Below are 13,481 nucleotides of genomic sequence, written 5' to 3' on the forward strand. Positions count from 1 at the left end.
CCAAAGAAGCGCCAGTTGCCCCGCTCGATGCGGCGTAGAACGAAGGGCACGCGTAAACCGATCTGAGGCTAAGCGTGGCCAGCGGGGGATTGCAAGGGAAAAGGGTCGCGGTGCCAGTTCACGGCGGGTCGCGCGCTCAAAAAATGACAGCGGTCGGAGTTCGTGCTGGTGGGCTCCAAGAGGCTCGACTAGGCTCGGCGCATGACCTCAAATCCCCGATTCATTCATCTCCGCAGCCACTCCGAATATTCGCTTCTGGAAGGCGCGCTTCGGCTCAAGAAACTGCCAGATCTCTGCCGTAAAGCCGAGATGCCCGCGCTGGCCCTTACCGATACCAATAACATGTTTGCAGCACTTGAGTTCTCGGTCGCAATGTCAGGCGCGGGTGTCCAGCCTATCCTCGGTTGTCAGGTTGATCTGACCTATGTGGAGGTCCGTCCCGGCGACAAGCCTGCGCTGCCCGCGCCACTGGTGCTGCTTGCACAGAGCGAGACGGGTTATGCGCATCTGATGAAGCTCAACTCCTGTCTCTATGTGGACAAGGGTGGCGCGCTGCCGCAGGTGACGCTCGACCAGTTGGCGGAGCACGCGCAGGATGTGATCTGCCTCTCCGGCGGGCCAGACGGGACCGTGGGCAAACTGCTGCAGGCGGGTCAACGTCCGGCGGCTGAGGCTCTGATGACCAGGCTGCACGAGATCTTCGGCGACCGGCTTTACGTGGAGTTGCAACGCCATCCTGGTGAAAACGGGCAACCTGAAGCAGAGCGCCGGACAGAGCGCGGCTTTGTCGAGATGGCCTATGCGATGGACCTGCCATTGGTCGCGACCAACGATGTCTACTTTCCGGACGCGGAGATGTATGAGGCGCATGACGCCCTGATCTGCATCGCCGAGGGCGCTTATGTCGATCAGCAGGATCCGCGGCGGCGGTTGACTGCGCAGCACTATTTCAAATCACAGGCCGAGATGGTCACGCTCTTTGCCGATCTGCCCGAGGCGATCGAAAACACGGTTGAGATTGCCCGCCGCTGCGCTTTCCAAGCCTATCGCCGGGATCCGATCCTGCCGAAGTTCGCGGACGATGAGATCGAGGAACTGCGCAAGCAGGCGCATGCCGGGCTGAAAGATCGGCTCGCCGTCATCCCCCACGCGGCCTCTGTCGAGGAGTATGAAGCGCGGCTGGAGTTCGAGCTGGGCATCATCGAAGGCATGGGCTTTCCCGGCTATTTTCTGATCGTGGCCGACTTCATCAAATGGGCCAAGGAGCATGATATCCCGGTGGGGCCGGGGCGCGGATCCGGCGCGGGCTCGTTGGTGGCCTATGCTCTCACGATCACCGACCTCGATCCTTTGCGCTATCAATTGCTCTTTGAGCGCTTCCTGAACCCCGAGCGGGTCTCTATGCCCGACTTTGATATCGACTTCTGCATGGATCGGCGGGAAGAGGTCATTAGGTACGTTCAGGACAAGTACGGCCGCGATAAGGTCGGGCAAATCATCACTTTTGGTGCGCTTTTGTCAAAGGCAGCAGTACGGGACATCGGTCGCGTTTTGCAAATGCCCTATGGTCAGGTCGACCGGCTGAGCAAGATGATCCCCGTTGAGGGCGTCAAACCCGTCAGCATCGAGAAGGCTCTGGCGGATGAACCGAGACTGCGCGAGGAAGCGCGCAACGAAGAGGTGGTGGACCGTCTCCTAACCTATGTGCAGCAGGTCGAGGGCTTGCTCAGAAACGCTTCCACTCATGCCGCGGGCGTGGTGATAGGTGACAGGCCCCTGGACGCGCTTGTGCCACTTTATCAGGACCCACGCTCGGACATGCCGGCGACCCAGTTCAACATGAAATGGGTGGAACAGGCCGGGCTTGTCAAATTCGACTTCCTCGGCCTGAAAACCCTCACCGTCATCCAGAACGCCGTGGAACAAATTCTCGCCTCGGGTCGCAAGCTGCACGACGCGGCGGACGGCACCGAACTCTACACTCCCGCCGAGGGCATGGAAAACGACATCGGCGGCATCCCCCTCGATGACGAGGCCAGCTACAAGCTCTATGCCGCGGGCAAGACGGTCGCCGTGTTCCAGGTCGAAAGCTCTGGTATGATCGACGCGCTGAAGCGCATGAAGCCCACCTGTATCGAAGACATCGTGGCGCTTGTCGCCCTCTACCGTCCCGGCCCGATGGAGAACATCCCTACCTACTGCGAGGTCAAGAACGGGTTGCGCGAGCGCGAAAACCTGCACCCCACCATCGACCATATCCTGGACGAAACTCAAGGCATCATCGTCTACCAAGAACAGGTGATGCAGATCGCGCAGGAAATGGCCGGGTATTCGCTTGGTGGCGCGGACCTGCTGCGCCGCGCCATGGGCAAGAAAATCCAGGAGGCGATGGACGCAGAGCGGCCGAAGTTCCTCGAAGGCGCGGCCAAGAACGGCGTCGACAAGGATAAGGCGATGGAGGTTTGGAACCTCCTCGACAAATTCGCCAACTACGGCTTCAACAAGTCGCATGCGGCGGCTTATGCGGTTGTCAGTTACCAAACCGCCTGGCTCAAGGCGAACCACCCGGTCGAGTTCATGGCCGGGGTCATGAATTGCGACATTCACCTGACCGACAAGCTCGCCGTGTATTTCGAGGAAGTCCGAAAACAACTGGGCTTACCTTGGGTGCCGCCTTGCGTGAACCGATCAGGCGCGACGTTCAAGGTCACGGACGGAGCGCTGGTCTATGCTTTGGGTGCATTGAAGGGCGTCGGTCTGGAGGCGATGAAGCTGATCACCGATGGGCGAGGGGACAAACCGTTTTCGACCTTGTTTGATCTTGCACGCAGGGTCGACCTCAAACGCGTTGGCAAACGTCCGCTGGAAATGCTGGCCCGCGCGGGCGCCTTTGATGAACTCGATCCAAACCGTCGCCGTATCTTCGATGCGCTGGACGCCATCGTGGCCTATTCCGCGGCGATCCACGATCAGAAAGCCTCGGCCCAGGTCTCGCTCTTCGGAGAAGCGGGCGAGGATCTGCCCGAACCGCGTCTGCACCCTGTCCAAGACTGGCTGCCTGCCGAACGACTGGCCGAGGAATTTGTCGCAGTCGGCTTCTACCTCTCCGGCCATCCCTTGGACGATTACATGGGCCCGCTTCAGCGGCGCATGGCAACTGATCGCGGTGCTCCCTTCCTCACGCTGGATGAATTGACCGAGAAAATCGGGGCATTCGGCGCGATGAATGCCCGCCTCGCGGGTATCGTCGCCGGCCGACAGGAGCGCAAATCGGCCCGGGGCAACCGCTTTGCCTTTGCGCAGATGTCGGATCCCACCGGGGCTTATGAGGTCACACTGTTTTCCGACACGCTTGAAGCCGCGCGTGATTATCTGGAGACGGGCTCCAAGGTCATCGTCACCGTCGAAGCCACGCTGGAAGCCGATCAGCTCAAACTGCTGGGCCGTGCTGTATCACCCGCTGACGCCATGGTGGATCAAGGCGGCACCATGGGTCTGAAAGTCTTTGTCGAAACCGCAGACGCCATCCCAGCGGTCGCAACGGTTCTGCAAAGCGCCGCTGAGGCGGGAGCGGTAGCAGCTCGCGGCCCGGTTGAACTCAATCTGATCGACCCCGACTTGCCCGGCGAAGTTGAGGTCGATCTCGGAGCGAGCTTCGTGGTGAATCCGCAGATCAAGGGCGCAATCAAATCCCTGTCGGGCGTGATCGAGGTGCAAGACCTCTAACACGAACCCACCTTCCTCAAGCGCTGCAGATCCTCCCGCCGGAGACGGATATGCCGGCTGCCCCGTACGGATCCGCTCAATAATGCGGCGGACGCTCGTCGCCCAGCACCACACCGCCTGATCCTTGCGCCTCGCGCTCGCCTTCGCGCTGCATCAGCATGAAGACACGGCGGGTCAAGGTGGCGATCTCGGCCTCTTGCCGCGCCACCACGTCCGACAGCTCCTCTACCATGCGGGTTAGATGCGCGATCTGTTCTTCGAGGTTTTCCATGTGCAGCGCGTATCACGGCGCCGCGCGGCAATAAAGACCGCGCCTTGCCCCCCATGCCCCCTTGGGCTAGACCGCGCGCGAAACCGGCATGCCAAAAGGTGCATCATGGCCAAACCCAAGAAGACCCCACGGCCCCGGGCGGAGACGCCCAAGGGCTTTCGTGACTATTTCGGCGCAGAGGTCACCCAGCGCGCCGAAATGCTGCGCAAGATCGCGGCGGTCTATCATCGGTATGGTTTCGATGCGCTGGAAAGCTCCGGGGTCGAAACTGTCGAGGCGCTGGGCAAGTTTCTTCCGGACGTGGACCGCCCGAACGAGGGGGTCTTCGCCTGGCAGGAGGACGCCGAGGCCGATAAACCGGGCGACTGGCTGGCCTTGCGCTATGATCTGACGGCGCCTTTGGCGCGCGTCTACGCGCAGCATCAGAATGACTTGCCCAAACCCTACCGCCGCTATGCGATGGGCCCCGTCTGGCGCAACGAAAAGCCGGGGCCGGGCCGGTTCCGCCAATTTTATCAATGCGATGCGGATACCGTAGGCGCGCCTTCGGTGGCTGCTGACGCCGAAATCTGCGCCATGCTCGCCGACTGCCTCGAAGAGGTCGGCATCCCGCGCGGCGACTACGTGATCCGCGTGAACAACCGCAAAGTGCTGAACGGGGTGCTTGAAGTTGCAGGCCTCGCAGGCGACGACAAAGAGGTTGAACGTGGCATCGTGCTGCGCGCCATCGATAAGCTGGACCGGCTCGGGCCAGAAGGCGTGCGCGCCCTTCTTGGCGAAGGCCGCAAGGATGAAAGTGGAGACTTCACTAAAGGCGCCAACCTGTCATCGCTCCAGATCGATAAGCTAATGGGATTTGTGAACTCACACTTTGAGGTCGGTAATAAGCTCGCCGAGGAAGCGGCAAATGCGGAAGCCGAAGGTGATGCTGATCGAGCGCGCCAACTGCACGGTGCTCGATACTCAGTCGATCCCGCCTTTCGGGAACGCGAGGAGAAGACGCGCCATGGCGACTACCGACACATCTGGAACCGCCGTGTGATTCAGCACCTGAAGAGGCTGATTGGTGACTCAACCGTTGGGTTCGAAGGAGTCGAAGAGCTTCGCGGCATCCAGGAATTGGTGGAGAGCGCGGGTTACTCCGACGTGAGGTTTCAAGTTGACCCATCCGTAGTGCGAGGCCTCGGCTACTACACCGGTCCAGTCTACGAGGCCGAGCTGACTTTCGAAATCAAGGACGAGAAAGGCCGCACGCGCAACTTTGGCTCCGTCGCGGGCGGCGGGCGCTATGACGATCTCGTCAAGCGCTTCACCGGGCAGGAAGTCCCGGCCACAGGCGTTTCCATCGGTGTCGACCGGCTGCTGGCCGCGCTGCAGGCCAAGGGGCGGATGACCTCCACCGAGGCAGGTCCGGTCGTCGTCACGGTGATGGATCGGGACCGCATGGCGGACTATCAGGCCATGGTCGCGGAGTTGCGGCAGGCGGGCCTCCGGGCGGAGGTCTACCTCGGCAACCCAAAGAACTTCGGCAACCAGCTCAAATACGCCGACAAGCGCGGCAGCCCCGTCGCCGTGATCGAAGGCGGCGACGAGAAGGAGCGCGGCGTCGTGCAGATCAAGGACCTGATCCTCGGCGCCCAGATCGCTGAGAGCGCCACGCTGGAGGAGTGGAAAGACCGCCCCAGCCAGTTCGAAGTGCCGCGCGATCACCTGATTTCCAAGGTCCGTGAGATCCTCAGCCAGCACGGTCTGGCGGACGGCGGCGCCGGGGCATGATCACCCCTGCCGAGACGCTCGCGCGCGCGGCTCAGCTGCGCGCGACCTTCGAGGCCGCAGGCGCGATGCCGGTTGAGACGCCGATTCTGCAACCGGCGGAGACCTTGCTCGACCTCTATGGCGAGGAAATCCGCGCGCGCGCCTATGTGACCACGGATGCGCTGCGCGGCGAGCAGATGCTGCGCCCCGATTTCACCGTGCCGGTGGTGGAAATGCACATGGCCCATGGGGCCGAGCCGGCACGCTACACCTACTCCGGCGAGGTGTTCCGCCGCCAAGAACACGACCCTGACCGGGCCAATGAGTTCGTTCAGGTGGGCTATGAGGTCTTTGACCGCGCCAATCCCGCAGCGGCGGATGCCGAGGTCTTCGCGCTCTTCGCGCAGGCCGTGGCACCCCTGAACCTGCGCGCCGCAACCGGCGATATCGGCATTCTGATGGCCGCCGTGCGCGGGCTCAACACCAGCGATGCACGGAAGGCCGCGCTCTTGCGGCACATCTGGCGCCCGCGCCGGTTTCGCGCCCTTCTCGAGCGCTACTCGGGCCGTCTCGACGTCTCCGCCCGCCGGGCTAAGCTGCTCGACGGCACGCTCGACTGCGACGGGCCGCTCATCGGCAAACGCACCCAAACCGAGATAGACGCGCGGGTGGCCCGTCTGCGCGCCGATGCCGCCGAGCCCCCGCTCAGCGACGCCGAGGTCGACCTGCTCGACGCGCTGCTGAATGTGCGTGAAACCGTGCCCTACGCACTCGCGCAACTGCGCGACATCGCCGTCGATCTGCCGAGCATCGGCGCGGCGGTGGACGGGCTGGCGGCCCGCGCGGACGCCCTCTCAACCCGCGGCGTGGATGTGGATGCGCTGCCCTTCGAGGCGAGCTTTGGGCGCACGTCGATGGAGTATTACGACGGCTTCGTCTTCGGCTTCTTTAGCGCACAGCGGGCCGATCTGCCCGCTGTAGCCACCGGCGGTCGCTATGACGCGTTGACCCGACGGCTTGGTAATGGCGCCGAAATCCCCGCGGTCGGCGGCGTGTTGCGCCCTGGCCTGATGTTGGACCTGGAGGCGCAGGCATGAGCGTGAAGCTGGGCGTGCCCTCCAAGGGGCGGCTGATGGAGAAGACCTTCGACTGGTTCGGTCAGCTGGGGATCACGCTGACACGCACCGGGTCGGACCGGGAATACGCAGGCGCCGTGGATGGCATCTCGGGCGTGTCCCTGGTGCTGCTGTCTGCGGGCGAGGTGCCGCGTGAATTGGCAGCTGGGCGGCTGCATTTCGGCGTCACCGGGACCGATTTGGTACAGGAGAAATTGCCACTTTGGGAGCAGCAGGTGGAGCCGCTGGCCGAGCTAGGGTTTGGCCATGCCGATCTGGTGCTGGCGGTGCCGAAAGCCTGGGTCGATGTGGACACGCTCGATGATCTCGATGCGGTGGCGACGGCCTTCCGGGCGGCGCATGGCATGCGTTTGCGGATCGCCACCAAGTACCACCGGCTGGTGCGCGAGCATCTGCGCCATGCCGGTGTGGCCGATTACGCGCTGGTCGATAGCCAGGGCGCGACGGAAGGCACGGTGGCAAATGAGACGGCGGAGATGATCGCCGACATCACCTCCAGCGGCGAGACCCTGCGCGCCAATCACCTCAAGGTGCTGGAGGATGCGCCCATTCTGCGGTCGCAAGCGACGCTCTGGCGCAGCCGTGTGGCGGAGGTCTCAGACGCGGACCGGACGGTGGCAGCAGCCTTGATCGCGCAGCTGACGGACTGAGGGTCAGAGCACCCCGATCTCTGCCAAAGCCCGATTGAGCTCGACCGGCAGAGCCTCCTCGCTCTCGCGCCCTTTCGGCAGGTCCGGCGGCGCGTCTTCGACCTTGAGATAGCGCCAGCCCTGGAACGGCCGCTTGAGGCTCGACTGCGTGCGGATCACCTCCCGGTCCAGCACGATGGCGCAGCGGCGGATGCCATCCTGCCCGATCACCTCGTCCAGTCTAAGGATGCGCTGGCGGCATTGCAGCACGCCTTTCACCACCCAGTAAATCGAGCCGCCGTTGAGGATGTCGGCCTCGCGTTTCGGCCACATCCGGGTGATGTGACGCGGCAAGCCATCGGGGCCCTGCGCGCGTTTGGTCGCCTGCCACGCTATGAGGCTGTCCACGGTTTCAGAGCCCACGGAGAGCTTGATCAGGTTTACACAGGATTTATCCACAGGCTTTCCCACTGACCCACGCACAGAATCTGTCTCGATAGCAGATATCGTAGTCCAATTGCCCAAAGCTTCAATAGGTGGTAGATTGGCAGCCTTCTGGCCGCCATCAAGGAATCGATCAGCATGACCCGCTTTGCCGCTCCCATCGCCGAACAGATCTGGGACATGAAGTACCGTTTCAAAGAGGCGGACGGCACAGCGATCGACACGACGGTGGAAGGCACCTGGCGCCGGATCGCGAAGGATTTGGCGAAGGTCGAGGCCGATCCAGCGGCCTGGGAAGATCGGTTTTACGCCGCCCTGGAGGATTTCAAATACCTGCCCGCCGGGCGGATCACGGCAGGGGCTGGCACCGCGCGGCAGGTGACGCTTTTCAACTGTTTCGTCATGGGCACCGTGCCGGACAGCATGGGCGGCATCTTCGACATGCTGAAAGAGGCCGCGCTGACCATGCAGCAGGGCGGCGGCATCGGCTATGATTTCTCGACCATCCGGCCCAAGGGCGCGGATGTGAAAGGCGTGGCAGCGGATGCCTCGGGACCGCTGAGCTTCATGGACGTCTGGGACGCGATGTGCCGCACGATCATGTCGGCAGGCTCACGCCGCGGTGCGATGATGGCGACCATGCGCTGCGATCACCCGGACATTGAGGACTTCATCGCCGCCAAATCCGACCCCGCGCGGCTGCGCATGTTCAATATGTCGGTGTTGGTGACCGACCCGTTCATGGAGGCGGTCAAGGCGGATGGGTCCTGGGATCTCGTCTTTGGGGATGAGGTGTACCGGACCTTGCAAGCCCGTGATCTGTGGAACCGGATCATGCAGGCGACCTATGATTACGCCGAACCGGGTGTGATCTTCATCGACCGGATCAACGCCGCGAACAACCTGAATTACTGCGAGACCATCGCGGCGACGAACCCCTGCGGGGAACAACCCTTGCCGCCTTATGGCGCCTGCCTTCTGGGCTCGATCAACCTGTCGCGGCTGGTCAGCAACCCGTTCGAAGAGTCCGCCGCGCTGGATGAGGCTGCGCTGGATGATCTGGTGGCTGTGGCCGTGCGGATGATGGACAATGTGGTCGATGTCTCGAAGTTTCCGCTGGAGGCACAGGCGCGCGAGGCGCAGGCCAAGCGGCGAATCGGACTGGGGGTGACGGGGTTGGCGGATGCGCTTTTGATGGTCGGGCTGCGCTATGGCTCGGACGAGGCGGCGCGTCAGACCGAGCGCTGGTTGCACCAGATCGCCCGCGCCGCGTACCTGGCGTCGGTGCAATTGGCGAAGGAGAAGGGCGTGTTCCCGCTGTTCGAGGTCGAGGATTATCTCGCCTCCGGGACCATGCAGATGATGGATGACGACGTGCGCGACGCGGTGCGCGAACATGGCATCCGCAATGCGCTTCTGACCTCCATTGCGCCCACGGGAACGATCAGCCTCTATGCGGGCAATGTCTCTTCGGGCATCGAGCCGGTCTTTGCCTATGCCTACAATCGCAAAGTGCTGCAGAAGGACGGCAGCCGCACGGAAGAAGAGGTGGTGGATTACGCCGTGCAGCTCTGGCGCGAGAAATTCGGCGACAAAGACCTGCCCGACTACTTCGTGAATGCCCAGACACTGGCGCCATCGGATCACGTGAAGATGCAGGCGGCGGCCCAGAAGTGGGTCGACAGCTCGATTTCCAAGACGATCAACTGCCCGGAAGACATCAGCTTTGACGCCTTCAAAGATGTCTACATGCAGGCCTGGGATACCGGCTGCAAAGGCTGCACCACTTACCGGCCCAATGCGGTGACGGGGTCTGTGCTGAGCGTGGCTGAGGAGATGCCGGCGGAAAAGAGTGCCCCCGAGGTGATCACCACCGATGCGGCCGAGCCGCAGCAGCCGCATGGCGACGTGATCTACATGTCCGAACCGCTGGACCGGCCCAATGAGCTCGAAGGCAACACCTATAAGGTGAAGTGGCCCGACAGCGAGCATGCGCTCTATATCACCATCAACGACATCGTGCTAAACGGCCACCGGCGGCCCTTTGAGGTCTTCATCAACTCCAAGAACATGGAGCATTTTGCCTGGACCGTGGCACTCACCCGAATGATCTCGGCGGTGTTCCGGCGCGGGGGCGACGTGTCCTTCGTGGTCGAGGAGTTGAAAGCGGTGTTTGACCCCCGTGGCGGCGCCTGGATGCAGGGCAAGTACATTCCCTCGATCCTCGCCGCCATCGGTGGCGTGATCGAACAGCACATGATCGCCACGGGCTTTATCGCGGGCGAGGGGATGGGGTTGAAGTCGGATCCGCAGGCGCAGGTCGTCGGGCTTGATGGTGGGCGTGGTCAAGCCTGCAGCAGCTGCGGGCAGTACGACCTGCGCATGGTGGAAGGCTGCATGACCTGCGGTAGTTGCGGCTATTCCAAGTGTAGTTGACAGCTCCGGTCTACGACTTCGAGCCTGCAAACATTTTGGATATCGAACGATGTTTTGATGCTGTGCGGATTCATGGTTGCACAGCCTGCTCGGATAGCCAGGGCCACATAAATGACAGGTTAACTCTCAAATGCACCGGATTGGTGAAAGAGAGCGCCCCAACGTTCGGTGTGAAATCACTTTTCCGATGTCTGCGAAGGAAAGCGGCCACCATATGACACCTCCTTCGTCGGGTTTCTATGGACGGTGACCTCTGGACCATTTGAAACTACTCATCCAACCGGATCTAACGGACGCCTTGTTTGTTGCTGAGCTACGCGAGCGATCATCGGCGCGACAAAGCGTTTCCCTGGGGACAATGAACAATGACGACCACGGCAGTCTGCTCCTGTCAATTTGCACTTTAGAAACACCGTACGGTCAGTCACACTCAATTGCGACCTCACGATCAGATAGCAGGTCGTTCAATATTGGGGGTTGCACGGCCGCGTCCTTAAACTTCCAAGCTCTCGTGTCGGCATTTGCATTGTCGCAATGCACTGTCTTGCACAAACGCCACGCTGCCGGAGGAGTGCTTTGAGCAGAACCCGCAGCCCGTCAATGGTTTGCCGCTGAGCCACCTCAGCTTATTGCTTAGTCCTGCCGTATGGCTTCGAATTCGAGCATGATGTCGACTTCGTCGCCCACAAAAACGGGCAGTGCGTAGGTGCTACCGAAGTCGCTTCGGAGAATGCGTGTGGTCGCAGAGATGCCGACTGTTTCCTTACCGTGACAGCATGGATAATCCGAAAGCTGATTTTTCGTGACGTCCAATGTGATCGGTTTTGTCACGCCCCGTATCGTCAGATCGCCCGTGACCGTCCCAGTCGTCTCGGAACTTGGCGTGCCTGCATCCGCGGTGAATGTAATCTGCGGATGCGCGTCTGCGGCCAGAAAATCATCCGATCTGACGTGATTGTCACGTGCCTCATGCCAGGTTTGCACGCTCGCGGTTTCGATTGTGACACGAACATTAGAAAGTTCCTGCGTCTCATCGTTGTAGTCGAATGTGCCCTGAACCTCTGCAAACCGACCCAGAGTGCGGGCATAGCCGGCATGCATGATGGTAAAGGCAACCGTCTGGTGGTCGGGATCAATAGCGTATGTGGCCATGTCGGCCTGAGCCGTTGTTGCACTCATTGCCATAACGATTGCAACGGCAGACAGTCTTTTTGAGACAGCAAAATTGCTATGTTTCATCATCGTTTGCCTCCTCCTCAGGCAGCGTCAGCTTGCAGGTCTTGCTCCAGCAGCGGAACTTTCTCCCGCCGATCCTCCGGGATATCGAATAGCCCGCGCCGGATCGACCACTGGCTCAGAGCTGGGGCCGTCGACAAAACCGCAATCGGGATAGCGAAGCAGAACGATAACAGCATTGGCGCAGCAAACAACAGCGCCCATGCCGCAAACGCTGCGAGCCACACTGCCAAAGCCAGACCGGCCATGGTCTGCGGCCACAATACGCGCACGGCCTCGCTCCAGTGAAGTCGCGCACGGCTGCGCTGTTGTGCATCCCAGCCGACGCGCTTCCCAAAGACCAAGCCGATCAGGAAGATCGTCAAGCCGAAGGCAACGATCGGCGCCATGAGCATGGAAACTAGAATTTCTGCAGCGCAGCTCACGACGACGCGTTTCCGGCCCCCATAGGCCTCGGCGCGGGCGGCTTCAGCCAGTATCTGCCCCAGCCCCATCATCTTTGGCATGAGGTTCAGTGTCATCAGCACCGCAAAGAGCGCCAAGCCGCCTGTCACAGAGATACCTTCGAATTGTTCGGGTATTGCTGCGAGACCGGCGCCCATCAAGATGAAGACAATCCAAGCGGGGGCTGCGAGATAAATCTGGATGGCCAGATAAAGCTGAATGCGACTCACGGGCAGTAGCCCGGGCTGCCCGAGCATCCGAAGATATTGCATGTTGCCATTACACCAGCGCAGTTCACGTCGAATAAAATCAGCCAAGCTGGGCGGGTTCTCCTCATGGCTTTCACTCTCTTCGGCCAGCACCCGCACTTCATAACCCGCACGCCGCATCAGCGCGGCTTCGAGCTGATCGTGGCTCAGGATGTCGCCCGAGAGCGGGCCGGAACCCGGCAGGACGGGCAGCATACAATGCTCTCGAAAAGCTGCAGCGCGCATGATGGCATTGTGCCCCCAGTTCGGTCCGCAATCTGCCTGCCACCAGGCGGAGCCCAGCGTGTAGGATCGCATGCCGTGGCGCATGCCGAACTGGAACGCACGCGTGAAGAAGGTTTTCGACGGCAGGCCTGTGACCAAGGACTGCAGGATGCCAATCTCGGGAGAAGTCTGCATCACGCGGACCAGCCGCAGCACGGTCTCGGCACCCATAACGCTATCCGCGTCGAGCGGTATGAAGAAGTCGTAGCGGTCACCGCAGCGTTCGAGAAACTCCGCGACATTGCCGGCCTTGTAGCCGCTGTTGTCGTCCCGACGCCGGTATTCGATGGTCACATCCGGCGCGCTGGTACGCCATTTGGCAAATGCGGCTTCCTCGCGCAGGATGATATCGGCCTGATCGCTGTCGCTGAGCACATGAAAGTCGAACTGTGCCCCCCATCTCGTCTTGCCAAGGGCGCGTTGCACATCAGCGAAGCGGCGTAGCGAGTCCGATGGGTCTTCGTTGCGCAGGGGCATGATGATCGCGGTCTTTGTCCGAATGGGCTCGTGTCCGCTGATGCGACCCAGCGCAGGTGTCACATGTTCGGCGGCATCAAGGCGGTACTTTCGGTCTAGGGCGAAGCCGATCAGACTGTTCCAAAGACCGATAGAAAGCCACGGCAGCGTGATTCCATAGGCGATCAGCATGACCCATTCGGCAAGGATCATTCCGCCGGTCGACATGAGAGAAATCATGGCAAAGAGCAGCAGCGCTATGGTCACCGCATTCAAACTCAGAACAAGATACCGACGCCGCGTGACGGTCGCATCAAGCCATGTGTCCGGGCGGTGGGCGACGTTGAGCGGGACGGGCCGCTCGTCGCTTCTGGCTTCGGCAATCCGATCCTCTTGCACCTCGGCTACACCCATA

Annotated in this window: 9 protein-coding genes; 5 read left to right on the forward strand and 4 right to left on the reverse strand. The window is 61.5% G+C overall.

The window, feature by feature from the left end; genetic code table 11:
- Window positions 1-201: 201 nt before the first annotated feature.
- Entirely contained in the window at window positions 202-3,726 is a 3,525-nt protein-coding gene (gene dnaE, locus Q1A71_RS20535; protein WP_299681128.1) for a DNA polymerase III subunit alpha, read from the forward strand.
- Window positions 3,727-3,802: 76 nt separating this feature from the next.
- Here the strand turns inward: dnaE and Q1A71_RS20540 are convergent, their stop codons facing one another.
- Window positions 3,803-3,997, reverse strand: coding sequence for a SlyX family protein (locus Q1A71_RS20540; RefSeq protein WP_299681131.1), 195 nt, complete (start codon window positions 3,995-3,997; stop codon window positions 3,803-3,805).
- Window positions 3,998-4,102: 105 nt separating this feature from the next.
- On the opposite strand from Q1A71_RS20540, the gene hisS reads away from it, so the two are divergent.
- From hisS to hisG, 3 genes are read left to right on the forward strand one after another with little or no spacing between them, the layout of a single operon-like run.
- Window positions 4,103-5,773, forward strand: coding sequence for a histidine--tRNA ligase (gene hisS, locus Q1A71_RS20545; protein ID WP_299681134.1), 1,671 nt, complete (start codon window positions 4,103-4,105; stop codon window positions 5,771-5,773).
- Window positions 5,770-6,849 (forward strand): ATP phosphoribosyltransferase regulatory subunit, encoded by a 1,080-nt coding sequence (locus Q1A71_RS20550; RefSeq protein ID WP_299681137.1) that lies wholly within the window; start codon window positions 5,770-5,772, stop codon window positions 6,847-6,849. The genes hisS and Q1A71_RS20550 overlap by 4 nt, the downstream gene beginning before the upstream one ends.
- Window positions 6,846-7,538, forward strand: coding sequence for an ATP phosphoribosyltransferase (gene hisG / locus Q1A71_RS20555; RefSeq protein WP_299681140.1), 693 nt, complete (start codon window positions 6,846-6,848; stop codon window positions 7,536-7,538). The genes Q1A71_RS20550 and hisG overlap by 4 nt, the downstream gene beginning before the upstream one ends.
- A gap of 3 nt (window positions 7,539-7,541) precedes the next feature.
- Here the strand turns inward: hisG and Q1A71_RS20560 are convergent, their stop codons facing one another.
- A complete protein-coding gene (locus tag Q1A71_RS20560) occupies window positions 7,542-7,976 on the reverse strand; it encodes a DUF1489 domain-containing protein (RefSeq protein WP_299681143.1) in 435 nt (144 codons plus the stop codon).
- A 123-nt stretch (window positions 7,977-8,099) separates the two neighbouring features.
- Here Q1A71_RS20560 and Q1A71_RS20565 point away from each other — a divergent pair, with 123 nt between their 5' ends.
- Entirely contained in the window at window positions 8,100-10,397 is a 2,298-nt protein-coding gene (locus Q1A71_RS20565; RefSeq protein WP_299681146.1) for an adenosylcobalamin-dependent ribonucleoside-diphosphate reductase, read from the forward strand.
- Window positions 10,398-11,030: 633 nt separating this feature from the next.
- Here the strand turns inward: Q1A71_RS20565 and Q1A71_RS20570 are convergent.
- Both Q1A71_RS20570 and mdoH read right to left on the reverse strand, forming a co-directional pair.
- Entirely contained in the window at window positions 11,031-11,639 is a 609-nt protein-coding gene (locus tag Q1A71_RS20570) for a YceI family protein (protein WP_299681149.1), read from the reverse strand.
- A 14-nt stretch (window positions 11,640-11,653) separates the two neighbouring features.
- The gene (gene mdoH, locus Q1A71_RS20575) at window positions 11,654-13,480 is read right to left on the reverse strand and encodes a glucans biosynthesis glucosyltransferase MdoH (protein WP_299681152.1); all 1,827 of its coding nucleotides are present in this window, start codon (window positions 13,478-13,480) and stop codon (window positions 11,654-11,656) included.
- Window position 13,481: the final 1 nt, after the last annotated feature.

The organism is uncultured Roseobacter sp. (assembly GCF_947493125.1).
Classification (GTDB): domain Bacteria; phylum Pseudomonadota; class Alphaproteobacteria; order Rhodobacterales; family Rhodobacteraceae; genus Roseobacter.

What these genes read in the sequence shown, in the direction of transcription:
- dnaE (WP_299681128.1), top strand. Translation starts at nt 202, where the DNA reads ATGACCTCAAATCCCCGATTCATTCATCTCCGCAGCCACTCCGAATAT.
- Q1A71_RS20540 (WP_299681131.1), bottom strand. Translation starts at nt 3,997, where the DNA reads ATGGAAAACCTCGAAGAACAGATCGCGCATCTAACCCGCATGGTAGAG.
- hisS (WP_299681134.1), top strand. Translation starts at nt 4,103, where the DNA reads ATGGCCAAACCCAAGAAGACCCCACGGCCCCGGGCGGAGACGCCCAAG.
- Q1A71_RS20550 (WP_299681137.1), top strand. Translation starts at nt 5,770, where the DNA reads ATGATCACCCCTGCCGAGACGCTCGCGCGCGCGGCTCAGCTGCGCGCG.
- hisG (WP_299681140.1), top strand. Translation starts at nt 6,846, where the DNA reads ATGAGCGTGAAGCTGGGCGTGCCCTCCAAGGGGCGGCTGATGGAGAAG.
- Q1A71_RS20565 (WP_299681146.1), top strand. Translation starts at nt 8,100, where the DNA reads ATGACCCGCTTTGCCGCTCCCATCGCCGAACAGATCTGGGACATGAAG.
- Q1A71_RS20570 (WP_299681149.1), bottom strand. Translation starts at nt 11,639, where the DNA reads ATGATGAAACATAGCAATTTTGCTGTCTCAAAAAGACTGTCTGCCGTT.
- mdoH (WP_299681152.1), bottom strand. Translation starts at nt 13,480, where the DNA reads ATGGGTGTAGCCGAGGTGCAAGAGGATCGGATTGCCGAAGCCAGAAGC.